Annotated in this window: 20 protein-coding genes and 3 tRNA genes; 17 read left to right on the plus strand and 6 right to left on the minus strand. The window is 53.8% G+C overall.

The window, feature by feature from the left end; translation table 11 throughout:
* Positions 1-64: 64 nt before the first annotated feature.
* From lgt to recD, 10 genes are all read left to right on the plus strand, one after another.
* Positions 65-940: a prolipoprotein diacylglyceryl transferase gene (gene lgt / locus HV314_RS05385; protein WP_003825606.1), complete on the plus strand. Its 876-nt coding sequence runs from the start codon at positions 65-67 to the stop codon at positions 938-940.
* Between the two features lie 6 nt (positions 941-946).
* Entirely contained in the window at positions 947-1,741 is a 795-nt protein-coding gene (gene thyA, locus HV314_RS05390) for a thymidylate synthase (protein WP_003033990.1), read from the plus strand.
* Between the two features lie 183 nt (positions 1,742-1,924).
* Positions 1,925-2,410 carry a prepilin peptidase-dependent protein gene (locus HV314_RS05395; protein ID WP_181547506.1) on the plus strand — a complete coding sequence of 162 codons (486 nt, stop codon included), beginning with the start codon at positions 1,925-1,927 and terminating at the stop codon, positions 2,408-2,410.
* Entirely contained in the window at positions 2,401-2,964 is a 564-nt protein-coding gene (locus HV314_RS05400) for a prepilin peptidase-dependent protein (protein WP_181547508.1), read from the plus strand. The genes HV314_RS05395 and HV314_RS05400 overlap by 10 nt, the downstream gene beginning before the upstream one ends.
* Positions 2,961-3,368 (plus strand): DUF2509 family protein, encoded by a 408-nt coding sequence (locus tag HV314_RS05405; protein ID WP_016154272.1) that lies wholly within the window; start codon positions 2,961-2,963, stop codon positions 3,366-3,368. Before HV314_RS05400 ends, HV314_RS05405 begins: the two co-directional genes overlap by 4 nt.
* Complete coding sequence (locus tag HV314_RS05410; protein WP_181547510.1) at positions 3,353-3,676, plus strand: prepilin-type N-terminal cleavage/methylation domain-containing protein; 324 nt, start codon at positions 3,353-3,355, stop codon at positions 3,674-3,676. Before HV314_RS05405 ends, HV314_RS05410 begins: the two co-directional genes overlap by 16 nt.
* A 12-nt stretch (positions 3,677-3,688) precedes the next feature.
* Positions 3,689-7,057 carry an exodeoxyribonuclease V subunit gamma gene (gene recC / locus HV314_RS05415; RefSeq protein WP_181547512.1) on the plus strand — a complete coding sequence of 1,123 codons (3,369 nt, stop codon included), beginning with the start codon at positions 3,689-3,691 and terminating at the stop codon, positions 7,055-7,057.
* Positions 7,058-7,236: 179 nt separating this feature from the next.
* Entirely contained in the window at positions 7,237-10,125 is a 2,889-nt protein-coding gene (ptrA, locus tag HV314_RS05420; protein ID WP_016157372.1) for a pitrilysin, read from the plus strand.
* On the plus strand, positions 10,118-13,663 hold the full coding sequence (gene recB, locus HV314_RS05425) for an exodeoxyribonuclease V subunit beta (protein ID WP_181547514.1): 3,546 nt from the start codon (positions 10,118-10,120) through the stop codon (positions 13,661-13,663). The genes ptrA and recB overlap by 8 nt, the downstream gene beginning before the upstream one ends.
* Positions 13,660-15,480, plus strand: a complete 1,821-nt coding sequence (gene recD, locus HV314_RS05430) for an exodeoxyribonuclease V subunit alpha (RefSeq protein ID WP_181547516.1) — start codon at positions 13,660-13,662, stop codon at positions 15,478-15,480. The genes recB and recD overlap by 4 nt, the downstream gene beginning before the upstream one ends.
* Positions 15,481-15,526: 46 nt before the next feature.
* Here the strand turns inward: recD and argA are convergent, their stop codons facing one another.
* Entirely contained in the window at positions 15,527-16,858 is a 1,332-nt protein-coding gene (gene argA, locus HV314_RS05435; protein WP_181547518.1) for an amino-acid N-acetyltransferase, read from the minus strand.
* 235 nt (positions 16,859-17,093) lie between these two features.
* Here argA and amiC point away from each other — a divergent pair, with 235 nt between their 5' ends.
* Positions 17,094-18,347: an N-acetylmuramoyl-L-alanine amidase AmiC gene (gene amiC, locus HV314_RS05440; protein ID WP_016154266.1), complete on the plus strand. Its 1,254-nt coding sequence runs from the start codon at positions 17,094-17,096 to the stop codon at positions 18,345-18,347.
* A 74-nt stretch (positions 18,348-18,421) separates the two neighbouring features.
* Here amiC and HV314_RS05445 read toward each other — a convergent pair.
* The 3 genes from HV314_RS05445 to HV314_RS05455 form a co-directional block, all read right to left on the minus strand.
* Positions 18,422-18,498: transfer RNA gene (locus HV314_RS05445), tRNA-Met, on the minus strand.
* Between the two features lie 34 nt (positions 18,499-18,532).
* Positions 18,533-18,609 (minus strand) — tRNA-Met (locus HV314_RS05450).
* Between the two features lie 34 nt (positions 18,610-18,643).
* Positions 18,644-18,720 (minus strand) — tRNA-Met (locus HV314_RS05455).
* A gap of 205 nt (positions 18,721-18,925) precedes the next feature.
* Between HV314_RS05455 and mltA the strand changes: the two genes are divergently transcribed.
* Together mltA and tcdA are read left to right on the plus strand one after the other, a co-directional pair.
* Positions 18,926-20,023 carry a murein transglycosylase A gene (mltA, locus tag HV314_RS05460; RefSeq protein WP_019077597.1) on the plus strand — a complete coding sequence of 366 codons (1,098 nt, stop codon included), beginning with the start codon at positions 18,926-18,928 and terminating at the stop codon, positions 20,021-20,023.
* 39 nt (positions 20,024-20,062) lie between these two features.
* Positions 20,063-20,869, plus strand: a complete 807-nt coding sequence (tcdA, locus tag HV314_RS05465; RefSeq protein WP_019077596.1) for a tRNA cyclic N6-threonylcarbamoyladenosine(37) synthase TcdA — start codon at positions 20,063-20,065, stop codon at positions 20,867-20,869.
* A 47-nt stretch (positions 20,870-20,916) separates the two neighbouring features.
* Here the strand turns inward: tcdA and csdE are convergent, their stop codons facing one another.
* Together csdE and csdA are read right to left on the minus strand one after the other, a co-directional pair.
* A complete protein-coding gene (gene csdE / locus HV314_RS05470) occupies positions 20,917-21,360 on the minus strand; it encodes a cysteine desulfurase sulfur acceptor subunit CsdE (protein WP_181547520.1) in 444 nt (147 codons plus the stop codon).
* Positions 21,360-22,565: a cysteine desulfurase CsdA gene (csdA, locus tag HV314_RS05475; protein ID WP_181547522.1), complete on the minus strand. Its 1,206-nt coding sequence runs from the start codon at positions 22,563-22,565 to the stop codon at positions 21,360-21,362. Before csdA ends, csdE begins: the two co-directional genes overlap by 1 nt.
* A gap of 192 nt (positions 22,566-22,757) precedes the next feature.
* Here csdA and HV314_RS05480 point away from each other — a divergent pair, with 192 nt between their 5' ends.
* The 4 genes from HV314_RS05480 to rlmM all read left to right on the plus strand — a co-directional run bounded on the left by HV314_RS05480 (position 22,758) and on the right by rlmM (position 25,773).
* On the plus strand, positions 22,758-22,985 hold the full coding sequence (locus HV314_RS05480; protein WP_016154261.1) for a YgdI/YgdR family lipoprotein: 228 nt from the start codon (positions 22,758-22,760) through the stop codon (positions 22,983-22,985).
* A 363-nt stretch (positions 22,986-23,348) separates the two neighbouring features.
* A complete protein-coding gene (gene gcvA, locus HV314_RS05485) occupies positions 23,349-24,266 on the plus strand; it encodes a glycine cleavage system transcriptional regulator GcvA (protein ID WP_016154260.1) in 918 nt (305 codons plus the stop codon).
* Between the two features lie 18 nt (positions 24,267-24,284).
* Positions 24,285-24,680: a DUF423 domain-containing protein gene (locus HV314_RS05490; RefSeq protein ID WP_003034037.1), complete on the plus strand. Its 396-nt coding sequence runs from the start codon at positions 24,285-24,287 to the stop codon at positions 24,678-24,680.
* A complete protein-coding gene (gene rlmM / locus HV314_RS05495; RefSeq protein ID WP_003034040.1) occupies positions 24,673-25,773 on the plus strand; it encodes a 23S rRNA (cytidine(2498)-2'-O)-methyltransferase RlmM in 1,101 nt (366 codons plus the stop codon). Before HV314_RS05490 ends, rlmM begins: the two co-directional genes overlap by 8 nt.
* The last annotated feature ends 4 nt before the right edge of the window (positions 25,774-25,777 follow it).

A 25,777-nucleotide genomic window follows, 5' to 3' on the forward strand; every position in this document is an offset into this window, starting at 1 on the left:
TATGCAGGCGCGCTTATCAATTGCTGTCTGACTTCAGCGAAATAACAAGAACTTGTGGTGACAGATGACCAGTAGCTATCTGCATTTTCCGGATTTCGATCCGGTCATTTTCTCAATCGGACCCGTCGCGCTTCACTGGTACGGCTTAATGTATTTGGTGGGGTTTATTTTTGCGATGTGGCTGGCGACGCGCCGTGCTAATCGTCCGGGCAGTGGCTGGACCAAAAATGAAGTAGAAAATCTACTGTATGCGGGCTTCCTCGGGGTTTTCCTCGGAGGACGTATTGGTTACGTACTGTTCTATAACTTCCCGTTATTCCTCGATAACCCACTGTATCTGTTCCGCGTCTGGGACGGCGGGATGTCCTTCCACGGTGGGCTTATTGGTGTGATCCTGGTGATGATTATCTTCGCCAAACGCACCAAGCGTTCATTCTTCCAGGTTTCTGATTTCATTGCCCCGCTGATTCCGTTTGGTCTGGGCGCAGGGCGTTTGGGCAACTTTATCAACGGTGAGCTGTGGGGACGCGTTGATCCGAATTTCAAGTACGCCATGCTGTTCCCGGGCTCCCGTACCGAAGACATTTTACTGCTGCAAACTAACCCGCAATGGCAGTCTATTTTTGATACCTACGGCTCGCTGCCGCGCCATGCCTCACAGCTTTATGAGATGGCGCTGGAAGGCGTTGTGTTGTTTATCATTCTTAATCTGTACATTCGTAAACCGCGCCCGATGGGTTCGGTATCCGGTCTGTTCCTGATTGGTTATGGCGCGTTTCGTATTATCGTTGAATTCTTCCGCCAGCCGGATGCGCAGTTTACCGGCACCTGGGTACAGTACATCAGCATGGGACAGATCCTCTCAATCCCGATGATTGTCGCAGGCATTATTATGATGGTTTGGGCGTACCGCCGCAGCCCACAGCAACACGTTTCCTGAGGAACCATGAAACAGTATTTAGAACTGATGCAAAAAGTGCTGGATGAAGGCACACAGAAAAACGACCGTACCGGAACCGGAACGCTTTCCATTTTTGGTCATCAGATGCGTTTTAATCTGCAGGAAGGGTTCCCGCTGGTTACGACTAAACGCTGCCATTTACGCTCGATCATTCATGAACTGCTATGGTTTTTGCAGGGCGACACCAACGTTGCCTACCTGCATGAAAACAACGTCTCAATCTGGGACGAATGGGCGGATGAAAACGGTAATCTGGGGCCGGTTTATGGCAAACAGTGGCGTGCGTGGCCTACGCCAGATGGTCGCCATATTGACCAGATCACCACGGTGTTAAACCAGCTCAAAAATGACCCGGACTCTCGCCGAATTATCGTTTCTGCATGGAACGTCGGTGAGCTGGATAAAATGGCGCTGGCGCCGTGCCACGCGTTCTTCCAGTTTTACGTGGCGGATGGCAAGCTCTCCTGCCAGCTGTATCAGCGTTCGTGCGATGTGTTCCTCGGTTTGCCGTTTAACATTGCCAGCTACGCCTTGCTGGTACACATGATGGCGCAGCAGTGCGATCTGGAAGTGGGTGATTTTGTCTGGACCGGTGGCGACACGCACCTGTACAGCAACCATATGGATCAAACGCATCTGCAGCTTAGCCGCGAACCGCGCGCGCTGCCGAAGCTGGTCATCAAACGTAAGCCTGAATCTATCTTTGACTATCGCTTCGAAGATTTCGAAATTGAAGGCTACGATCCGCATCCTGGTATTAAAGCGCCAGTGGCTATCTAACCGGCTTCATGCTGTCACAACCGACGCCCGTGCGCGTCGGTTTTTTTTGTCTCAAATCGCGTTCTTCGGCGTGGGTTCCTGAAATATTGCAACGACCTGCAACGCGACAAATATTCCTCGTAGCTCGCCGTAGAAACCGAATTTCCCGCTCGTTATTCATTTTCCTCACGCCATACTGGCGGCATGAAAAAACAACACGGCTACACGCTTCTCGAAACCCTGATTGCGATGCTGATCGTCGCGATGCTGATCGTCGCGGCGCTTGGCGCCTCGGGGCTGTATGGTTGGCAGCGCTGGCAGCAGCAACAGCGGCTATGGCAAACCGCCATTCAGGTGCGAGATTACCTGCTGCAACTGCGTGAAGATGCTAACTGGCGTAACCGCGATCACGTCATCAGCGTGATTCGGGATGGCACATCCTGGTGTTTTGTCAGCTCTGCTGCTGTGCAAACCACGTGTCTACCCGTTTCGCCCTTGGTTTTTACACCGCCCTGGGACGATGTCGAAATGGCAGAGATAACGCCTTCACTGGCCTTTTTTGGTCTGCGCAATACGGCATGGGCTGGACATATTCGCCTGAAAAATACGACAGGGGAATGGCGCGTGGTGGTGTCAGGCTGGGGGCGAATCAGGCTTTGCGAGAAAGATGAGGCCAGGTTATGTCAGTAAATGAACGGGGCTTTTCACTCCTTGAGGTGCTGATTGCTATGGCGATTAGCAGCGTTTTATTGCTTAGCTCAGCGCGATTTTTACCCGCGCTGCAGCGAGAGATCCTGCGCAACACGCGCCAGTTAGCGCTTGAAGATGAAATATGGCGGCGGGTATACACCGTGGCGAAGCATCTTCAGCGGGCAGGGTACTGCCGCGGAAACTGTGTCGGAGAAGGGCTGGAGATATCGGCTAAGGGCGACTGTGTCATTGCGCGCTGGGATGCCAATAGCAACGGCATTTGGGAGAGCAGTCCCGCGAAAGAGGCCGATACGATTGGATTTCGTTTACAGGACAAGGTACTGGAGACCCTGCGGGGAGTAACGGACTGCAATGGAAAAGGGTGGGAGAAAATGACCGATCCAGCCACGATACAGATTGAGGCATTTCAGGTCGAACGTCTGAATATCAGCGGATATTCCCCGCTCCTTACGCTGCGTTTGCGCGGAGTGAACAATGCCGAACCACAAAAGGTTATTGAAGCAGTCTACAGCGTGACAGGATTCAACCTGTGAACCGTGAGCGGGGCGTTTCATCTTTAGCGATGGTCTTGTTGCTACTGGTGCTCGGTAGCCTTCTGCTGCAAGGCGTTAGCAGGCAGGAGTCCCGTTTTGCTTCGCGAGTGGTCACGCAAAGTCAGGCTCTGCAGCGCCAGGCGGTGGTGCAATCCGCGATGGAATGGGGGCGTATGCAGCCCTGGCGCTTACAACTCGCCGTACAGTGTCGGCGTTATACCACGCAGGATGCCGCGGTTTGCCTGCGACTGCTTACTAATAATTTCGTGCTGCTAATAGTCCATTATGAAGGGGTATCGTTATGGCGGCAGGGGGCGATTATTGATGACAATATCGAATATTCGGTGCATGGCTGGAGCGATTTTTGTCCGCTAAAGGAGCAGGCACTATGTCAGATCCCCTGAACAGACAGCATGGCTTTAGCCTGCCGGAAGTGATGCTGGCAATGGTGCTGATGATCATGATTGTGACCGCGCTGTCAGGATACCAGCGGGCGCTGATGAACAGCTTTATCATCAGAAACCAGTATCAGCAACTCTGGCGTCACGCCTGGCAGCAAACCCAGCTGTATCAGTTTTCATCGCCTTTGAACTGGCAGGTTAACCGAATGCAGACAACGAGCGCGGGATGTGTCAGCATCAACGTTAAAATTTCGTCACCCTTGGGCAGGCAGGGTCAGATGACGCGTCTGCATTGCCCGAATCGTCAGTAGTCAGGAGTCGCTATGTTAAGGGTCTACCACTCCAATCGTCTGGATGTGCTGGAAGCGTTAATGGAATTTATCGTTGAGCGCGAGCGGCTGGACGACCCCTTTGAACCTGAGATGATCCTGGTTCAAAGTACCGGTATGGCGCAGTGGCTACAAATGACCCTTGCACAGAAGTTTAGTATTGCCGCCAACATTGATTTTCCGCTGCCCGCGAGTTTTATCTGGGATATGTTTGTGCGCGTGCTGCCGGATATCCCGAAAGAGAGCGCGTTCAGCAAACAGAGCATGAGCTGGAAGTTGATGACGCTGTTGCCGCAATTGCTGGATGGCGATGACTTCGCATTGCTGCGCCACTATCTGACGGACGACACCGATAAACGTAAGCTGTTTCAGCTTTCCTCGCGCGCGGCTGACCTCTTCGACCAGTATTTAGTCTATCGCCCTGAGTGGTTGACCCAGTGGGAAGCTGGGCGACAGGTTGAGGGACTCGGTGAGTCTCAGGCCTGGCAGGCGCCGTTGTGGAAAGCGCTGGTGGAACACACCGAGGAATTGGGCCAGCCGCGCTGGCATCGCGCCAATTTATACCAACGATTTATTCAGTCTCTGGAAAGCGCGTCCGAGTGCCCGCAGGGACTGCCTTCTCGCGTCTTTATTTGCGGCATTTCGGCGCTACCGCCGGTTTATTTGCAGGCATTGCAGGCGCTGGGCAAGCACATTGATATTCATCTGCTGTTTACCAACCCTTGTCGCTACTACTGGGGAGATATAAAGGATCCCGCCTGGCTGGCGAAGCTGATGGCGCGTCAGCGTCGGCACAGCTTTGAAGAACGCCATCTGCCGCTGTTTCGCGATAGTCAGAAAGCCGAAGGATTGTTTAACAGCGATGGTGAACAGGATGTGGGCAACCCGATGCTGGCCTCGTGGGGCAAACTGGGGCGCGATTACATTTATTTGCTTTCAGAACTGGAAAATAGTCAGGAGCTGGATGCGTTTGTCGATATTACGCCTGACAATCTTTTGCATAATATTCAATCGGATATTCTGGAACTTGAAAGTCATGCCGTGGCGGGCGTTACGCTTGAAGAGTATTCGCGTAGCGACAATAAACGACGACTTGAACTAAACGACACCAGCGTGACTTTCCATGTTTGTCATAGCCCACAGCGCGAGGTAGAAATTCTTCATGACCGCCTGCTGGCAATGCTGGAAGCGGATCCCACGCTGACGCCGCGCGATATTATTGTGATGGTGGCGGATATCGACAGCTACAGCCCATTTATTCAGTCGGTCTTTGGCAGCGCGCCAGCTGAGCGTTACTTACCTTATGCGATTTCCGACCGTCGGGCGCGCCAGTCTCATCCTGTCTTACAGGCCTTTATTAGCCTGCTGTCGCTGCCGGATAGCCGTTTTGTCTCAGAGGATGTGCTGGCATTACTGGATGTGCCCGTGCTGGCGGCGCGTTTCAATATCGATGAAGAAGGGCTGCGCTATCTTCGGTTATGGGTCAATGAATCCGGGATTCGCTGGGGAATTGACGACGATAACGTGCGTGAACTGGAACTTCCGCCTACAGGTCAGCATACCTGGCAATTTGGTTTAACGCGCATGCTGCTCGGCTACGCGATGGAAAGCGCGCAGGGCGAGTGGCAATCGGTATTGCCATACGATGAGTCCAACGGTTTGATTGCCGAGCTGGTAGGGCATCTGGCCTCGTTGCTGATGCAGCTCAATCTCTGGCGTAGAGGGTTAGCGCAGGAGCGCCCGCTGGAAGAGTGGCTGCCCGTTTGTCGGGACATGCTTAATGATTTCTTCCTGCCGGATGCAGATACCGAAGCGGCGATGACGCTGATTGAACAGCAGTGGCAGGCCATTATCACTGAAGGTCTGGGGGCTGAGTATGGTGATGCCATACCGCTTTCTCTATTGCGTGATGAGCTGGCCCAGCGTCTTGACCAGGAGCGCATTAGCCAGCGCTTCCTGGCGGGGCCAGTTAACATTTGTACGCTGATGCCGATGCGCTCTATTCCTTTCAAGGTGGTGTGCCTGCTGGGTATGAACGATGGCGTTTATCCGCGTCAGCTTGCGCCGTTGGGCTTTGATTTGATGAGTCAAAAACCGATGAGGGGCGATCGCAGCCGTCGCGATGATGACCGCTACCTGTTTCTTGAAGCATTGATTTCAGCACAGCAAACGCTCTACATCAGCTACATTGGCCGCTCCATTCAGGACAACAGCGAGCGCTTCCCGTCGGTACTGGTGCAGGAACTGATGGACTACATCGGGCAAAGCCACTATCTGCCGGGCGATGAATCATTGACCTGCGATCAAAGCGAGGCCCGGGTAAAAGCACACATTACCCGTTTGCATACCCGTATGCCCTTTGATGCACAAAACTATCTGCCGGGCGAACAGCAAAGCTATGCCCGGGAATGGCTGCCTGCGGCGAGCCTGTCAGGAAAAGCGCACACGGATTTTGTCCAGACGCTTCCCTTTGAGATGCCTGAAACGCTGACGCTGGAAACGCTGCAGCGATTTTGGGCTCATCCGGTAAGGGCTTTTTTCCAGATGCGTCTGAGGGTCAACTTCCGCTCTGAAGAAAGTGAGATCCCGGAAACGGAACCGTTCACTCTTGAAGGATTAACCCGCTATCAGCTTAATCAGCAATTGCTTAACACGCTGGTTGAAGAGAAGGATGCTGAACAACTGTTTCGCCGTTTTCGTGCGGCGGGCACGCTTCCCTATGGGCCATTTGGCGAAATTCTGTGGGATACGCAGCGTCAGGAGATGCAGTCGCTGGCTGAACGCATTATCGCCTGTCGTCAGCCCTGCCAGAGTATGGAAATCGATCTTAACTGTAACGGCGTGCAAATCACCGGTTGGCTGCCACAGGTGCAAGAGGACGGTTTGTTGCGCTGGCGCCCATCTTTGATAAGCATTGCGCAGGGTGTGCAACTTTGGCTGGAACATCTTGTCTATTGTGCCAGTGGCGGTACGGGAGAGAGCCGGTTGTTCCTGCGTAAAGACGGGGAATGGCGTTTTCCGCCACTGGATGCAGAGCAGGCGCTGCTGTACCTGTCGCAGCTCATTGACGGGTATCGGGATGGCATGTCGTCACCATTGCTGGTATTGCCCGAAAGCGGCGGCGCCTGGATAAAAACCTGTTATGACGCCGCAAATGATGCCATGTTAGATGACGATGCAACGTTGCAAAAAGCGCGCAGTAAGTTTCTGCAGGCCTATGAAGGCAACATGATGGTACGGGGTGAAGGTGATGATATCTGGTATCAGCGTCTTTGGCGTCAGCTGGATGCGGCTACGCTGGAGACCATTGTTTTACAGTCTCAGCGCTACCTGTTACCGATTTTTCGCTTTAATCAGTCATGATGATTGTATAAAAATTGCGCAGTTCGATGGCTTCCACTATGATGCGCATTCTGTCACGGACTGATTCTTACAAAGAGAGGATGCTGGCTCGTTCAGCACATAGTCTTGCCCTGTTCAGACCACGTATTTATGCGTGCTTTGCTGTGAACAGGTGAATACGTTAATGATGAGGTTTGTGAATGCCCCGCAGCACCTGGTTCAGCGCATTACTGTTGTTCGTCGCCCTTTGGGTTCCCGTAAGTCAGGCAGATACCGGTTGGCAGCCTTTAGCTGAAACCATCCGTAAAAGCGATAAAGACACCCGCCAGTATCAGGCCGTGCGCCTTGATAACGGCATGGTCGTGTTGCTGGTATCCGATCCTCAGGCCGTGAAATCCCTTTCTGCACTGGTGGTTCCCGTGGGCTCGCTGGAAGATCCGGACGAGCATCAGGGGCTGGCGCATTATCTCGAACACATGTGTCTGATGGGCTCGAAAAAATACCCACAGCCGGACAGTCTGGCTGAATTCCTGAAAATGCACGGCGGCAGCCACAATGCCAGCACCGCGCCTTACCGTACGGCCTTCTATCTTGAAGTCGAAAACGACGCGTTGGTGGGAGCGGTGGATCGCCTGGCGGACGCTATTGCCGACCCGTTGCTGGATAAAAAATATGCCGATCGTGAGCGTAACGCGGTTAACTCCGAGCTGACGCTGGCGCGTACCCGAGACGGGATGCGTATGGCGCAGGTGAGCGCTGAGACCATCAACCCGGCGCACCCTGGCTCGCGTTTCTCCGGCGGAAATCTCGAGACATTAAGCGATAAACCGGGAAACCCGGTGGTGCAGGCATTACAAAAATTTCATGAAAAGTACTACTCCGCGAACCTGATGAAGGCGGTGATTTATAGCAATAAGCCGCTGCCAGAGCTGGCGCGGATAGCTGCTGACACCTTTGGACGCGTACCGAACAGAAATATCGCAAAGCCTGAAATTACCGTACCGGTAGTCACCGACGCGCAAAAGGGCGTCATCATCCACTATGTTCCGGCAATGCCGCGTAAAGTACTGCGCGTCGAGTTTCGTATCGATAACAACAGCGCGCAGTTCCGCAGTAAAACCGATGAGCTGGTGACCTATCTGATTGGTAATCGTAGCCCTGGCACGTTGTCTGACTGGCTGCAAAAGCAGGGACTGGTTGAAGGTATTCGTGCGGATTCCGATCCGGTGGTCAATGGGAACAGCGGCGTGTTAGCCATTTCCGCGACGTTAACCGACAAAGGGCTGGCGAACCGCGATGAAGTTGTTGCGGCAATTTTCAGTTATCTCAATCTGTTACGCGATAAAGGCGTCGATAAACGCTATTTTGACGAACTGGCGCACGTACTGGATCTCGATTTCCGTTATCCCTCCATCACCCGTGATATGGACTACGTGGAATGGCTGGCTGATACCATGATCCGCGTTCCTGTCGAACATACGCTGGATGCGGTGAATATTGCCGACCAGTACGATGTGAAAGCCGTTGAGCAACGCCTGGCGATGATGACGCCACAGAATGCACGTATCTGGTATATCAGTGCGAAAGAACCGCATAATAAAACCGCTTATTTTGTCGATGCGCCTTACCAGGTGGATAAAATCAGCGACAAAACCTTTGCCGACTGGCAGCAAAAAGCGCAGGGCATTGCGCTGTCGTTACCGGAGTTGAACCCCTACATTCCGGATGATTTCACGCTGATTAAAACGGATAAAAAATACGCTCACCCGGAACTGATCGTTGATGAGCCGGATCTACGCGTGGTGTATGCGCCGAGCCAGTATTTTGCCAGTGAGCCGAAGGCTGACGTCAGCGTGATCCTGCGTAACCCGAAGGCCATGGACAGCGCCCGCAACCAGGTATTATTCGCACTTAACGATTACCTGGCGGGGATTGCGCTCGATCAGTTAAGCAACCAGGCGTCGGTAGGTGGAATTGGTTTCTCTACCAACGCTAACAATGGGTTGATGCTTAACGCCAACGGCTATACCCAACGTCTGCCGCAGCTTTTTCAGGCGCTGCTGAGCGGCTATTTCAGCTACACCTCAACGGATGAACAGCTGGAACAGGCGAAATCCTGGTATGCCCAGATGATGGATTCTGCAGAGAAGGGTAAAGCCTACGATCAGGCAATTATGCCAGTGCAAATGCTTTCTCAGGTGCCGTACTTCTCACGCGATGAGCGCCGTAAGCTACTGCCTTCCATCACCCTGAAAGAGGTGATGGCGTACCGCGACGCCTTAAAAACCGGTGCGCGGCCTGAATTCCTGGTAATTGGTAATATGAGCGCCGCTCAGGCGACGACCATGGCGCGGGATATCCAACAACAGCTTGGCGCTAACGGGTCACAGTGGTGTCGCAATAAAGATGTGGTTGTGGACAAGAAGCAGTCCGTCATCTTTGAAAAAGCAGGCAGTAGCACGGACTCCGCGCTGGCGGCGGTATTTGTGCCAACCGGATACGATGAATACGCTAGTTCAGCCTACAGCGCCATGTTAGGGCAGATTGTTCAGCCGTGGTTCTACAATCAACTGCGTACTGAAGAGCAGTTAGGCTACGCTGTATTTGCTTTCCCAATGAGTATTGGCCGTCAGTGGGGAATGGGGTTCCTGCTGCAAAGCAATGATAAGCAGCCGTCTTACCTTTGGGAGCGTTATAAAGCGTTCTTCCCGACGGCGGAAGCGAAGCTGCGGGCGATGAAACCTGAAGAGTTTGCGCAAATTCAGCAGGCGATTATTGCGCAAATGCTGCAGGCGCCGCAAACGCTGGGGGAAGAAGCCTCACAGTTAAGCAAAGATTTTGATCGCGGCAATATGCGCTTCGATTCACGTGATAAAATAGTGGCTCAGATTAAACTGCTGACGCCGCAAAAACTTGCCGACTTCTTCCATCAGGCGGTGGTTGAGCCGCAAGGCATGGCGATACTGTCACAGGTTTCCGGCAGTCAGAACGGGAAAGCAGAATATGTGCACCCGGAAGGCTGGAAAGTGTGGCAGACCGTCAGCGCGTTGCAGCAAACCTTACCCCTGATGAGTGATAAGAATGAATGATGCCGCTGAGTCCCTTGATCCACTGCGCTTGCCCCTGACGGGCGAGCGCCTGATTGAAGCCTCTGCGGGCACCGGTAAAACCTTTACCATCGCCGCCCTGTATTTACGTTTACTGCTTGGACTGGGCGGCTCTGCCGCCTTTCCTCGTCCTCTGACCGTTGAAGAACTGCTCGTGGTCACCTTCACCGAGGCGGCCACCGAAGAGTTGCGTGGTCGAATTCGTAGCAACATTCATGAACTGCGAATTGCCTGCCTGCGTGAAACAACCGACAACCCGCTATATGCCCGTTTGTTAGATGAAATCGCCGATAAAAAACAGGCCGCTCAGTGGCTGCTATTGGCTGAAAGACAGATGGATGAAGCGGCGGTGTTTACCATCCACGGCTTTTGTCAGCGTATGCTCAGTCTCAACGCCTTTGAATCAGGCATGCTGTTCGAACAGCAACTGATAGAAGATGAATCGCTGCTGCGCTATCAGGCCTGTGCGGACTTCTGGCGTCGACACTGCTATCCACTACCCCGCGACATTGCGCAGGTGATTTTTGAAACGTGGAAAGGACCGCAGGCTCTGCTGAGAGACATCGATCGCTATCTGCAGGGGGAAGCGCCGGTCATCAAGGCTCCGCCGTCTGATGACGAAACGCTGGCTTCCCGACACGAACAAATTCTCGCGCGCATTAACCAGATCAAGCAGCAATGGCGTGATTCCGTTGATGAGCTGGATGGCCTGCTGGAAGCCTCCGGGATCGACCGGCGTAAATTTAACCGTGGTAACCAGGGTAAGTGGATCGAAAAGATCGGTGCATGGGCGCAAGAAGAAACCCAAAGTTATCAGCTTCCTGACGCGCTGGAGAAATTCTCTCAGCGTTTTCTGGAAGAACGCACCAAAGCGGGCGGAATAACCCCTCAGCACCCGCTGTTTGTCGCTATTGATGAACTGCTTAGCGAACCGTTAACTCTCCGCGATCTGGTGATCACCCGGGCGCTGGCGGAGATCCGTTCAGCGGTTGCCGAGGAGAAACGACGCCGCGGTGAACTAGGCTTTGACGATATGCTCAGCCGTCTGGATGCGGCGTTGCGCAGTGAAAGCGGCGATGCGCTGGCGACGGCTATCCGTACCCGTTTTCCGGTCGCGATGATCGATGAATTTCAGGATACCGATCCGCAGCAGTACCGTATTTTTCGCCGGATCTGGCAGCATCAGCCGGATACCGCACTGCTGCTGATTGGCGACCCAAAACAGGCGATTTACGCGTTCCGCGGCGCGGATATCTTCACCTATATGAAGGCGCGCAGCGAGGTCAGCGCACACTATACGCTCGATACCAACTGGCGTTCGGCCCCCGGCATGGTCAATAGCGTAAATACGCTTTTCAGCCAGATGGATGACGCCTTTATGTTCCGCGAAATCCCCTTTAGCCCGGTAAAATTTGCAGAAAAAAACCAGTCGTTTCGGTTTGTTTTACACGGTGAGACACAGCCAGCCATGAGCATGTGGCTGATGGAAGGGGAAAGCTGCGGCGTAGGCGATTATCAGAACTACATGGCCCAGGTGTGCGCCACGCAAATTCGCGACTGGCTTAAGGCAGGGCAGTCTGGCGCTGCGCAACTGGTCAGTGGTAAAACATCCAGTCCGGTACGCGCGTCGGACATCAGCGTACTGGTTCGTAGCCGCCAGGAGGCGGCACTGGTCCGTGATGCGCTGACGCAGCTGGCAATTCCCTCCGTCTACCTTTCCAACCGTGACAGCGTATTTGAAACGCTGGAAGCGCGGGAGTTGCTGTGGGTGCTGCAGGCGGTGATGACGCCGGAGCGTGAGAACACGCTGCGTAGCGCGCTGGCGACCTCAATGATGGGGCTGAATGCGCAGGATCTTGAAGCCTTAAATAACGACGAAAATGCCTGGGATGCGGTGGTCGAAGAGTTTGATGGCTATCGTCAGATCTGGCATAAACGCGGCGTGATGCCGATGCTGCGCGCGCTGATGACAACCCGCCAGATTGCGGAAAACCTGCTGGCGACGGCGGGGGGCGAACGCCGCCTGACCGATATTTTACATATCAGCGAACTGTTGCAGGAAGCGGGCTCGCAGCTGGAAAGCGAGCATGCGCTGGTGCGCTGGCTGTCCCAGCATATTCTTGAACCCGACAGCAACGCGTCCAGCCAGCAGCTCAGGCTGGAAAGCGACAAGCATCTGGTCAAAATCGTCACTATCCATAAATCTAAAGGGCTGGAGTATCCGCTGGTCTGGCTGCCGTTTATCACGAATTTCCGCGTCCAGGATCAGGCTTTCTACCACGATCGCAGCTCTTTTGAAGCCGTGCTGGATCTCAGCGATGCCGAGGAGAGCGTTGAGCTGGCTGAAGCGGAACGTCTGGCGGAAGACCTGCGTTTGCTCTATGTCGCGCTAACCCGTTCGGTATGGCACTGCAGCCTTGGCGTGGCGCCGTTGGTGCGACGTCGGGGCGATAAAAAAGGGGATACCGATGTGCATCACAGCGCCCTTGGTCGCCTGTTGCAAAAAGGTGAGCCGATGGATGCCGCGGGTCTGCGTAGTGCGATTGAAGCGTTGTGCAGTGATGATATTGCCTGCCAGACGCCTGCGCAGCCTGACGGTGAACGCTGGCAAGTTGCGCAGGCTGTTAGCTGCGAACTGAGTGCGAAAATACTGCAGCGTACGCCCGGCGATAGCTGGCGCGTGACCAGTTATTCCGGTCTGCAGCAGCGTGGGCATGGAATCGCGCAGGATCTGATCCCGCGACTGGATATTGATGCCGCAGGCGTTGGTGAGGTTATTGAAGAGTCAGGGCTTACTCCGCATCAGTTCCCGCGCGGCGCTTCGCCAGGTACATTCTTGCATAGCCTGTTTGAAGATCTCGACTTTACTCAACCGGTAGATCCGAGTTGGGTCGAGGAAAAACTGGCATTGGGCGGTTATGACGCGCACTGGACGCCGGTTTTGACCGAATGGCTGGATGCCATTTTGCAGGCGCCTCTCAACGAGACGGGCGTGAGTTTGAGCCATCTTTCCGCGGGTGAAAAACAGGTGGAGATGGAGTTTTACCTGCCGATTTCGCAGCCGCTGATGGCCAGCCAACTTGATGCGTTAATTCGCCAATACGATCCGCTCTCCGCGGGGTGCCCTGCGTTGGAATTTATGCAGGTACGCGGCATGCTGAAAGGATTTATTGACCTGGTTTTCCGCCACCAGGGGCGTTATTACCTTCTCGATTACAAATCGAACTGGCTTGGGGAAGACAGCTCAGCGTATACGCAGCAGGCGATGGCCTCTGCCATGCAGGCGCATCGCTACGACCTGCAGTATCAACTTTATACCCTGGCGCTGCATCGCTACTTGCGCCATCGCATTGCTGATTATGATTATGAACGCCATTTTGGCGGTGTTATCTATCTCTTCTTGCGTGGCATTGACAGTGAAAATCCGCAACAGGGAATTTACGCGACCCGACCTGACGGGGAGTTAATCGCCTTGATGGACGAGATGTTTGTCGGTGCGCCACTGGAGGAGATGTCATGACAATCCAGAAACGATTACTGGAAGCTGTGGAGCAAAAACAGCTCCGGCCTCTGGATGCTCAGTTTGCGCTGGCGGTTGCCGGAAATGACAACCCTGCCGTTGCGCTGGCGGTGGCGTTGCTTAGTCGTGAAGCAGGAGAAGGGCACGTCTGCTTACCACTTTCACGGTTATCCCTGAGCGAGGATGCCCATCCCCTTTTAAGCGCCTGGCTCGCTGAAGTGGGGGAGCCAGAAGACTGGACGGAATGTTTGCTGGCCTCCGGGGCGGTAAGTCGTGGTGAGCAACCCACACCGCTGGTGCTGCACGGTGATCGCCTGTATCTGAACCGGATGTGGCATAACGAACGGGCGGTGGCTCGCTTTTTCAGTGAAGTTAACCACGCCATTGAGGTGGATGAACAACGGCTGACCCACACGCTGGCGGCGTTGTTTCCACCAGCGGAAGGTGTTAACTGGCAAAAAGTGGCCGCTGCTGTCGCGCTGACCCGCCGGATATCGGTGATCTCCGGCGGGCCGGGGACCGGAAAAACGACAACAGTTGCGAGGCTTTTGGCGGCGTTGATTCAGATGGCGGAGGGAGAACGCTGCCGTATTCGTCTGGCGGCTCCTACTGGAAAGGCGGCAGCGCGCCTGACTGCCTCGCTGGGCGCAGCGCTACGAGAACTGCCGTTAACCGAAGAGCAAAAGAAACGCATTCCCGATGACGCCAGTACGTTGCATCGATTATTAGGCGCTCAACCAGGCAGTCAGCGCCTGCGCCATCATGCGGGAAACCCGCTGCATCTGGATGTGCTGGTGGTGGATGAAGCCTCGATGATTGATTTGCCGATGATGTCGCGCCTTATCGATGCGCTGCCGCCGCACGGGCGGGTGATTTTTCTTGGCGATCGTGACCAGCTCGCTTCCGTCGAAGCGGGGGCGGTGCTGGGGGATATCTGTGCTTTCGTCGGTGACGGGTTTACCCCGGAACGCGCCCGCCAGCTCAGTCGTCTGACCGGAAGCGCTATTCCGGCAGGTCTGGGAACTCAGGCCGCCGCTTTGCGCGACAGTTTGTGTCTGCTGCAAAAGAGTTACCGTTTCGGTAGCGATTCGGGAATCGGTCAGTTGGCTGCTGCGATTAATCGTGGTGACAAAGCCGCGCTCAAAACGGTCTTCCAGCAGGGGTTTAGCGACATTGAAAAACGCACGCTACATAGCAGCGAAGATTACGCCGCGATGTTGGATGAGGCGCTGGCGGGTTATGGGCACTATCTGGATTTACTGCGCGAGGGCGCTGAGCCGGATGCCGTCATTCAGGCCTTCAATGAGTATCAGCTGTTGTGTGCCCTGCGTGAAGGCCCGTTTGGCGTGGGTGGTTTGAATGAACGCCTTGAGCAGGTGATGGCGCAAAAACGTAAAATTCATCGTTCAACGCATAGCCGCTGGTATGAGGGAAGGCCGGTGATGATCGCGCGCAATGACAGTTCGCTGGGATTATTTAACGGTGATATCGGCATTGCCCTCGATCGTGGACAGGGCCTGAGGGTGTGGTTTGCGCTGCCGGACGGTTCTATCAAATCAGTCCAGCCCAGTCGCTTACCTGAACATGAAACCACCTGGGCGATGACCGTGCACAAATCGCAGGGATCTGAGTTTGACCATGCGGCGTTGATTTTACCGAGCCAGCATTCACCCGTGGTTACCCGCGAGCTGGTCTATACCGCCGTCACCCGCGCGCGCCGGCGTCTGTCACTGTATGCCGATGAGCGGATATTAAGTAACGCCATTGCCACCCGCACCGAACGTCGCAGCGGATTGGCGGCGTTGTTTAATCAATAAAATTCGTTGCCGGATAAGGCATTTATACCGCATCCGGCAACGACTACTACCCCAAATCCGCCATCAGCACCTTTGACCGCCGCTGATAGTTGTACATCTCTTTCTTGCTTTCCGGCAGCAGGTCGATATCCACCGGCGTGAAACCACGTTCCTGGAACCAGTGAATGCTGCGCGTGGTCAGCACGAACAGTTTGCTCAGTCCCATTTGCCGGGCCTGCGCGGCGATCCGCTCCAGCAATACTTCCCCGCGCGATGAGCTACGGTAGTCCGGATGCACCGCCACGCACGCCATTTCGCCAATTCTCTCCTCCGGGAAAGGGTACAGAGCGGCGCAGGCGATGGTCAGGTTATCGCGCTGAATAATCGTGAATTTGTCGATCTCCATTTCCAGTTGTTCGCGGGAGCGACGTACCAGAATGCCTTGTTGCTCCAGCGGACGGATCAGCTCCAGAATCCCGCCGATATCGTTAATGGTAGCGCGGCGGATCTGCTCGGCGCTTTCCATTACGATCTGCGTACCAATCCCGTCACGGGAGAACAGTTCCTGCAGCAATGCGCCATCTTCCTGATAGCTGATCAGATGGCAGCGCCGTACCCCACTGCGACAGGCTTTCACTGCCCCGCGCAGGAAGCGCACTGTGCCGGAGCTGTAATCGCCTTTCTCTTCCTGCAACTCAACGCGCGCCTGGGCTTCGTTAGGAAACAGCTCGGAAATAATATCGCCATCATCGTTGGTGACGCCCTGAGAGGAGCAAAAGCCGATCATTTTCTCTGCCTTCAGTTTGATAGCCAACTGTGTGGCGACCTCTTCTGAAGTCAGGTTAAAGCTCTCACCGGTGACGGAAACGGCGACCGGACCCATCAGCACAATCGCGCCACTGTCTAACTGACGGTGAATGGCATCTTCATCAATACGACGAATACGTCCGCTATGGCAGTAATCCACGCCGTCATCAACGCCCAGCGGCTGGGAGATAATAAAATTACCGCTGACCACATTGATGTGCGCCCCCTGCAATGGCGTATTATTCAGGCTCATTGACAGGCGGGCGGTAATATCAAGCTGAAGTAACCCTGCCGCCTGTTTGACCAGCTCCAGGGTTTTAGCGTCGGTAACGCGCGTATTCTTGTGGTACACCGGTTCATGATGATGCGCCGCAAGATTGGCATCAATCTGCGGTCGTGCGCCATAGACCACGACAAGGCGGATGCTGAGACTATGAAGAAGGCCAATGTCATTGACGATACTGGAAAAGTTTTCATGCTCGATGGCTTCGCCGCCCAGCATAATGACAAACGTCTTTCCCCGATGGGTATTGATATAGGGAACAGAATGGCGGAATCCCTGTACCAGTTCGGTTCTACGCTCCTTCACCACGGCACACCCTCATTGCATGATTATTCGTAATTTATGTATTTTTATTCTGTTTTGACGCTGTGCGCAAGCGTAATTTTTACCCATGCCGAAGATTTTTCTCAGTAATGCCGTGAATATAAAAAGAATGTTTACCCTTTTATAGATGACAGATTATGCGTCATTCGCTAAAGTTTCCGGTCAATTCAGACGTTTTACGTATTACCTCAATAAAGATTTCTTTTTGCTCGGGAGAAGCATGTCGGGATCCAATTCAGCAATCAGTCGCCGCCGTTTACTGAAAGGTGCGGGTGCTATGTGGCTTTTGAGCGTCAGCCAGGTTGGTCTGGCGGCCATGAGTCAGGTCGTTGCCGTACGTGTCTGGCCAGCGTCCAGCTATACCCGCGTCACGGTAGAATCTAACCGTCTGCTGAAATACAAACAGTTTGCCCTGAGTAATCCTGAGCGTGTGGTTGTGGATATTGAAGGCGTTAATTTGAACTCGGTGCTCAAGGGCATGGGTGCGCAGATCCGTCCTGACGATCCGTATATTAAATCGGCGCGCGTCGGGCAGTTTGACCCACAGACCGTGCGGATGGTGTTCGAGCTGAAACAGAATGTGAAGCCGCAACTTTTTGCGCTGGCTCCGGTGGCCGGCTTTAAAGAACGTCTGGTGATGGATCTCTATCCCGCGAATGCCCAGGATGTTCAGGATCCGCTGCTGGCGTTGCTGGAAGAATACAACAAGGGCGATCTGGACAAACAGGTGCCGCCTGCGCAAAGTGGCCCGCAGCCGGGTAAAGCGGGGCGCGATCGTCCCATTGTCATTATGCTCGACCCAGGGCATGGCGGAGAGGACTCCGGTGCGGTGGGGAAATACAAGACGCGTGAAAAAGATGTGGTGCTGCAGATTGCCCGACGCCTGCGAGCCCTCATAGAGAAAGAGGGCAACATGAAGGTCTTTATGACGCGAAATGAAGATATCTTCATTCCGCTTAAAGTCCGCGTGGCGAAAGCGCAGAAGCAGCGTGCAGACCTGTTTGTCTCTATTCACGCCGATGCATTTACCAGTCGACAGCCCAGAGGTTCGTCGGTGTTTGCGCTCTCGACTAAAGGGGCGACAAGCACCGCCGCGAAATATCTGGCGCAAACTCAGAACGCCTCGGATTTGATTGGCGGCGTCAGCAAGAGCGGCGATCGCTACGTCGACCATACCATGTTCGACATGGTGCAATCGCTGACCATCGCCGACAGCCTGAAGTTTGGTAAAGCGGTATTGAATAAGCTCGGTAAAGTTAACAATCTGCATAAGAACCAGGTTGAACAAGCCGGGTTTGCGGTACTTAAAGCGCCGGATATTCCGTCTATTCTGGTGGAAACCGCATTTATCAGTAACGTTGAGGAAGAGCGTAAGCTCAAAACTGCGACCTTCCAGCAGGAAGTTGCAGAGTCGATTCTGGCGGGGATCAAAGCCTACTTTGCCGATGGTGCGACGCTGGCGAGAAGGGGATAACAAAAAAGCGCTGAAAAGCGCTTTTTTTATGGACCACAGATACAAAAAAACACCCTTTAGGGTGTTTATAATGTTGGTTGCGGGGGCCGGATTTGAACCGACGACCTTCGGGTTATGAGCCCGACGAGCTACCAGGCTGCTCCACCCCGCGTCACCGTACTGCTTTATATTTTATCAAATTTGATTGGTTGCGGGGGCCGGATTTGAACCGACGACCTTCGGGTTATGAGCCCGACGAGCTACCAGGCTGCTCCACCCCGCGTCACCGTACTGCTTTTATTTCATCAAATTTTAATTGGTTGCGGGGGCCAGATTTGAACTGACGACCTTCGGGTTATGAGCCCGACGAGCTACCAAGCTGCTCCACCCCGCGTCCGTGGATGCGCACTATACTCTGCTCGCATTTTCATGCAACCCTTTTTTCACCTTGATCACGTTTTTAAGGTGAAAATGAACAAAAACAACGCATTCTGGATTGTTTTTTGCTCAAAATTTGCGTTCGGGTATGTATACGCATTTCATTAGGTTCGGGGGTTTGTTATCTTCGTCTCGCATTCAGGCAACATAAGACGAGAACAATGAAAGGACGTTGGGCAAAATATCTTCTGGCGGGAGCTGTCGTCGCGATGCTCGCCGCGTGTTCCTCAAAACCCACCGATCGTGGGCAGCAGTATAAAGACGGGAAATTTACCCAGCCTTTCTCACTGGTGAACCAGCCTGATGCGGTTGGCGCACCAATCAATGCCGGTGATTTCGCCGAGCAGGTTAATCAAATTCGCAGCGCTTCGCCACGTTTGTACGGCAACCAGAGCAACGTTTACAACGCTATCCAGCAGTGGTTACGTGCGGGCGGTGATACGCGCAGTATGCGCCAGTTTGGTATTGATGCCTGGCAAATGGAAGGGGCGGACAACTACGGTAACGTCCAGTTTACCGGTTACTACACGCCGGTTATTCAGGCGCGCCATACGCGCCAGGGCGAGTTTCAGTATCCTATCTATCGCATGCCGCCAAAACGTGGGCGCTTACCAAGCCGTGCCGAGATTTACGCGGGCGCGCTGAGCGACAACTACATTCTGGCGTACAGCAACTCCCTAATGGATAACTTCATTATGGATGTGCAGGGCAGTGGTTACATCGATTTTGGCGATGGCAGCCCGCTTAACTTCTTTAGCTATTCCGGGAAAAACGGCCACGCCTATCGCAGCATCGGTAAAGTGCTTATCGATCGTGGCGAAGTGAAAAAAGAAGATATGTCGATGCAGGCTATTCGCCATTGGGGTGAAACGCACAGCGAAGCCGAAGTGCGTGAGCTGTTGGAGCAGAACCCATCGTTTGTCTTCTTTAAACCGCAATCTTTTGCACCGGTCAAAGGGGCCAGCGCGGTACCGTTGATTGGCCGCGCATCTGTGGCTTCTGACCGCAGTATCATTCCGGCGGGCACAACATTGCTGGCGGAAGTCCCGTTACTGGACAATAACGGCAAGTTTACCGGGCAGTACGAACTGCGCCTGATGGTGGCGTTAGATGTGGGTGGCGCTATTAAAGGGCAACACTTCGATATCTATCAGGGCATTGGTGCTGACGCCGGACACCGTGCGGGGTGGTATAATCACTACGGTCGCGTGTGGGTACTGAAAACAGCGCCGGGTACGGGTAACGTGTTCAGCGGTTAATAGCCGGATGGCGCTCGATATTAATGAATTTGAGGTGTTATGTCTGTGGTTATCAGTGATGCCTGGCGCCAGCGTTTTGGCGGTACGGCGCGTCTGTATGGCGAAAATGCGCTGCAGTTGTTTGCCCAATCGCACGTTTGCGTGGTCGGGATTGGCGGGGTAGGGTCGTGGGCGGCGGAAGCGCTGGCGCGTACCGGTATTGGCGCCATCACGCTCATCGATATGGATGATGTGTGCGTCACCAATACTAACCGCCAGATCCATGCTCTGCGCGATAACGTCGGCCTGGCAAAAGCTGAAGTGATGGCTGAACGTATCCGTCAGATTAACCCGGAGTGCCGGGTGAACGTGGTCGATGATTTTGTCACGCCGGATAATGTTGCTGAGTATATGAGTGCGGGTTATTCGTATGTCATTGATGCTATTGATAGCGTGCGCCCAAAAGCGGCACTGATCGCCTGGTGTCGGCGTAACAAAATTCCGCTGGTGACCACCGGTGGTGCGGGAGGGCAGATCGACCCGACGCAGATACAGGTCGTTGATTTGGCAAAAACTATCCAGGATCCGCTGGCAGCCAAGCTACGCGAGCGACTGAAAAGCGATTTTGGCGTGGTGAAAAACAGCAAAGGCAAGCTGGGCGTGGACTGTGTGTTCTCGACCGAAGCGCTGGTTTACCCGCAGGCAGATGGCTCGGTATGTGCGATGAAGGCGACGGCGGAAGGGCCGAAGCGCATGGATTGCGCATCCGGTTTTGGCGCGGCCACTATGGTGACCGCCACCTTTGGCTTTGTTGCCGTCTCACATGCGCTGAAGAAGATGATGGCGAAAGCGGCGCGCCAGAGTTGATTGTGTTGTGCCGGATAAGGCGCGTTCGCGTCGCCATCCGGCAACCATCAAACCTGTCGGGCAGCCTCAAGAATCGCCGCGTTAAGAGCATGCAGCCCCTGGGTACGCGAGGCGCTGAGCTGCGCGCGTAAACCTAGCTCGTCAAATAATGCCATAGGCGAATGCGCCAGTAACTCGGCTGCAGTTTTACCTTCAACCGCCGTGAGTAATACCGCCAGCAGCCCGCGTACAATGCGACCTTCGCTGTCGCCGAAGAAATGCAAAGTACCATTCTCATGAAGGGTATGCCCCAGCCAAACGCGGTTTTCGCAGCCCGCGATCTCTTTGGCCTGTGCCTTTAGCGAATCCGGAAGCGCTGGCAACTGCTTACCCAGCAGAATCAGCTGGCGATATTTATCTTCCCACTGGGTGAGCGGGGTAAAGGTATTGCGTAACGTCTCTTCCGTTACGGTTGTGCCAAACGGGTGTCCGGCGAACAGAGGGCTTGTCATTAATCCACCAATATTTCCAGCGCGCGGTCAACGGCTGCGACCAACGCATCTACATCACTTTGCGTATTATAAGGTGCAAATGAGGCGCGTAGCGTCCCGGATACGCCCAGTTCTGCCAGCAGCGGTTGCGCACAGTGTTGTCCTGCACGCAGTGCAATGCCATATTCGGCCAGCAACGTCACCATGTCGCTGTGATGAACCCCTGCGAAATCAAAGGCTAACAGACTGGAGTCCTGGCAGCGGAAGGAGCGAAAGCCGGGGCGTTTCGCCAGTGCATCTTCTGCCAGCGTCGCCAGACCCCGGCTCCAGTTTTCGGCCTGCACCACGTCAACGTCCGCCAGCCATTCGAGCGCCGCGCTTAGCCCGATAACGCCAGCAACGTTAGGTGTACCGGCCTCCAGCTTCCATGGAGCAGCCTGGGTGGTGAAACCGTCAAAACTAACTTCGCTAATCATTTTACCGCCACCGAGCCAGGGAGACATGGCATCCAGCAGTTGCGGTTTACCGTACAGCACGCCAATGCCGGTGGGGCCATACAGCTTGTGGCCCGAGAACGCATAGAAATCAATGTCTAATTGCTGTACGTCGGCGGGGAAATGGACAATCCCCTGGGCGCCGTCCACCATCACCACCATTCCAGCCGCATGGGCGAGCGTAATGGCGCGGGCTAAATCCGGGCAACCGCCGGTAACGTTCGACATCTGCCCAAGCGCCAGAATGCGGCTGCGTGGAGTGATGAGTTGCGCGAGGCTTTCAACGTCTGGCAATAAATGGTCGTTAAGCGGTAGTCTGACGACCTTCGCCCCCGTTTGCTCCGCCACCATCAGCCAGGGCACGAGGTTGGCATGATGTTCTGCTGCGCTAACGATAATCTCATCACCCGGTTGTAACCGCGGTCGCGCATAGCTTTGGGCAACCATGTTGATCGCTTCCGTCGTACCGCGGGTCCAGACGATTGTTTTGTCATCCGGCGCATTAATCAGGCTTGCGACTTTTTCCCGCGCGGCTTCATAGCGTGCGGTCAGGCGCTGTGCTTCGGCAAACTGGCTGCGATGGACGTTCCCGGCGCTCAGGCTATAAAACTGATGGGTGGCCTCAATCACTGCCTGCGGCTTCAGTGCTGTAGCAGCGCTGTCGAGATAGACGCCAGCATCGTTGAGTGCGGGAAATTGCGCGCGAAACTGCGCGGGGTTAAAAGCGTTCATGGTATTCCTCAGTTCAGTAAACCGATCGTGGCGCAAAAAGGGCGCTGATACAAGGGGTGTGCTAACCATCGGAATACTCTGGATATCCTGGCAAAGTCCACGCAGTGTCTTATGCTATATATCGTTAGGCGAGCAATTTAGCCTGTTACGGAGTGTGTTTTTAATAGCATAAATCGCTTTAAGGAGAAAAAGATGAAAAAGACTGCCGCAATTATCTCTGCTTGTATGCTGACTTTTGCCCTGAGCGCCTGTTCTGGTTCGAATTACGTGATGCACACCAATGATGGTCGATCAATCGTATCTGATGGTAAGCCACAGACCGACAATGAAACGGGGATGATTTCGTATAAAGACGCTAACGGCAACAAACAGCAGATTAACCGTACCGATGTGAAAGAGATGGTAGAACTGGATAACTAACCGGTCGTCCATCGACAAAGAGTCGGACAAAAAAAAGCACCGCAATTTGGCGGTGCTACATTAATCACTATGGACAGACAGGGTAAATGTACAGGAAGTGAAAAAGGGTAGCTTTGCTACCATGGTCTGAATCGCAGACCAATTGCAAACACAACAACACAACATCACAACCGTAAGCCAAAAGCCCACCAGAACACGCATTCCGATAAAACTTTTCGTTCCGGCTTCAGGAAGTGCCGCCACTATAGGTATTTGCTGGTAGAACCTCAACGGACAATTTATAATGGCTCAGATAAAAAAAACTAATAGGTTACAACCTGTTGGTTAATTGTTAAATTCATTTAACATCAAAGCCTAAAAGTCATGTCAAAACGATTACCACCCCTAAATGCGTTGCGTGTTTTTGATGCTGCAGCGCGTCATTTGAGCTTTACTCGCGCAGCAGAAGAGCTTTTTGTGACGCAGGCCGCAGTAAGTCATCAAATCAAGTCACTTGAGGATTTCCTGGGGCTGAAGCTGTTTCGTCGACGCAATCGATCTTTGCTGTTAACGGAAGAAGGCCAAAGCTACTTTCTCGACATCAAAGAGATTTTTTCGCAATTAACCGACGCGACGCGTAAACTTCAGGCACGCAGTGCAAAAGGTGCGCTCACTGTGAGTTTATTGCCCAGTTTTGCAATCCAATGGATGGTTCCCAGACTCTCTAGCTTTAACTCAGCTTATCCGGGAATCGATGTCAGGATCCAGGCGGTGGACCGTCAGGAAGACAAACTGGCTGACGACGTTGATGTGGCGATTTTCTACGGACGTGGCAACTGGCCGGGTCTGCGCGTTGAAAAATTGTACGCAGAATATTTATTGCCGGTCTGCTCGCCGCTATTACTCACCGGTGATAAACCGCTAAAGACGCCCGAAGATCTGGCGAAACACACATTATTGCACGATGCGTCACGCCGTGACTGGCAAGCCTATACGCGCCAGCTTGGCCTGAATCATATCAACGTACAGCAGGGACCCATCTTCAGCCATAGCGCCATGGTGCTCCAGGCTGCTATCCATGGACAGGGAATTGCGTTGGCTAATAACGTCATGGCGCAATCCGAAATAGAAGCCGGACGTCTGGTCTGTCCGTTTAATGATGTTCTGGTCAGCAAAAACGCATTTTATCTGGTTTGTCATGACAGTCAGGCAGAACTGGGTAAAATAGCCGCCTTCCGTCAGTGGATTCTGGCGAAAGCGGCCACGGAACAAGAAAAATTCCGCTTTCGTTATGAACAATAATTTACGTAGGGTATTCACATGACCAGCCGTTTTATGCTGATTTTTGCCGCCGTAAGTGGCTTTATCTTTGTGGCGTTGGGCGCCTTTGGGGCACATGTTCTGAGTAAAACCCTCGGTGTCGTTGAGATGGGGTGGATCCAGACTGGCCTCGAGTATCAGGCGTTCCATACGCTGGCTATATTTGGCCTGGCCGTCGCCATGCAGCGGCGCATTAGCATTTGGTTTTACTGGAGTAGCGTGTTTTTGGCATTAGGAACCGTGTTGTTTAGCGGCAGCCTGTATTGCCTCGCGCTCTCGCATTTACGCCTGTGGGCGTTTGTTACCCCCGTCGGCGGTTTCAGCTTCCTTGTGGGCTGGGCGCTGATGTTAGTGGGCGCTATTCGATTGAAACGTAAGGGCGTTAGCCATGAATAAGGTTGTATTGTTGTGTCGCCCAGGTTTTGAAAAAGAGTGCGCCGCAGAAATTACGGATAAAGCAGGACGCCGGGAAATCTTCGGTTTTGCCCGCGTGAAAGACAATGCGGGTTACGTCATCTTCGAATGCTATCAGCAGGACGATGCCGAAAAGTTAGTGAAAGAGTTGCCGTTTAGCTCGCTGATTTTTGCCCGTCAAATGTTTGTGGTGGGCGAACTGCTGCAATATTTACCGCCGGAAGACCGCATTACGCCGATTGTCGGCATGTTGCAGGGCGTGGTAGAGAAAGGCGGCGATCTGCGCGTTGAAGTTGCTGATACCAATGAAAGCAAAGAGTTGGTTAAATTTTGCCGTAAATTTACCGTACCACTGCGCGCGGCGCTGCGGGAAGCGGGCGTGCTGGCAAAATATGAAACGCCAAAACGTCCGGTGGTTCATGTGTTCTTTATCGCACCAGGCTGTTGCTATACCGGCTATTCCTGGCCTGACAATAACTCCCCGTTCTACATGGGCATTCCGCGTCTGAAGTTCCCGGCCGATGCGCCGAGCCGTTCAACACTGAAGCTGGAAGAAGCGCTGCACGTGTTTATTCCAGCCGATGAGTGGGATGAACGTCTGGCTAACGGAATGTATGCGGTGGATTTAGGGGCATGCCCGGGCGGTTGGACCTATCAACTGGTTAAACGCAACATGTGGGTTTACTCCGTGGATAATGGTCCGATGGCGCAAAGCCTGATGGATACCGGACAAGTTACCTGGCTGCGTGAAGACGGATTTAAGTACCGGCCAAATCGCAATAACATTTCGTGGATGGTTTGCGACATGGTGGAAAAGCCCGCGAAGGTTGCCGCCCTGATGGCGCAGTGGCTGGTCAACGGCTGGTGTCGTGAGACTATCTTCAACCTCAAGCTGCCGATGAAAAAACGCTACGAAGAGGTGTCGCAAAACCTGGCTTATATTCAGGCACAGCTTGACGAGCATGGCGTAAATGCCCAGATTCAGGCGCGTCAGCTGTATCATGACCGTGAAGAAGTCACCGTGCACGTCCGTCGCCTGTGGGCTGCTGTTGGTGGTCGTCGCGACGAGCGATAAGGTA

The sequence above is a fragment of the Citrobacter sp. RHBSTW-00887 genome (genome assembly GCF_013728095.1).
GTDB classification, from domain to species: Bacteria; Pseudomonadota; Gammaproteobacteria; order Enterobacterales; family Enterobacteriaceae; genus Citrobacter; species Citrobacter braakii.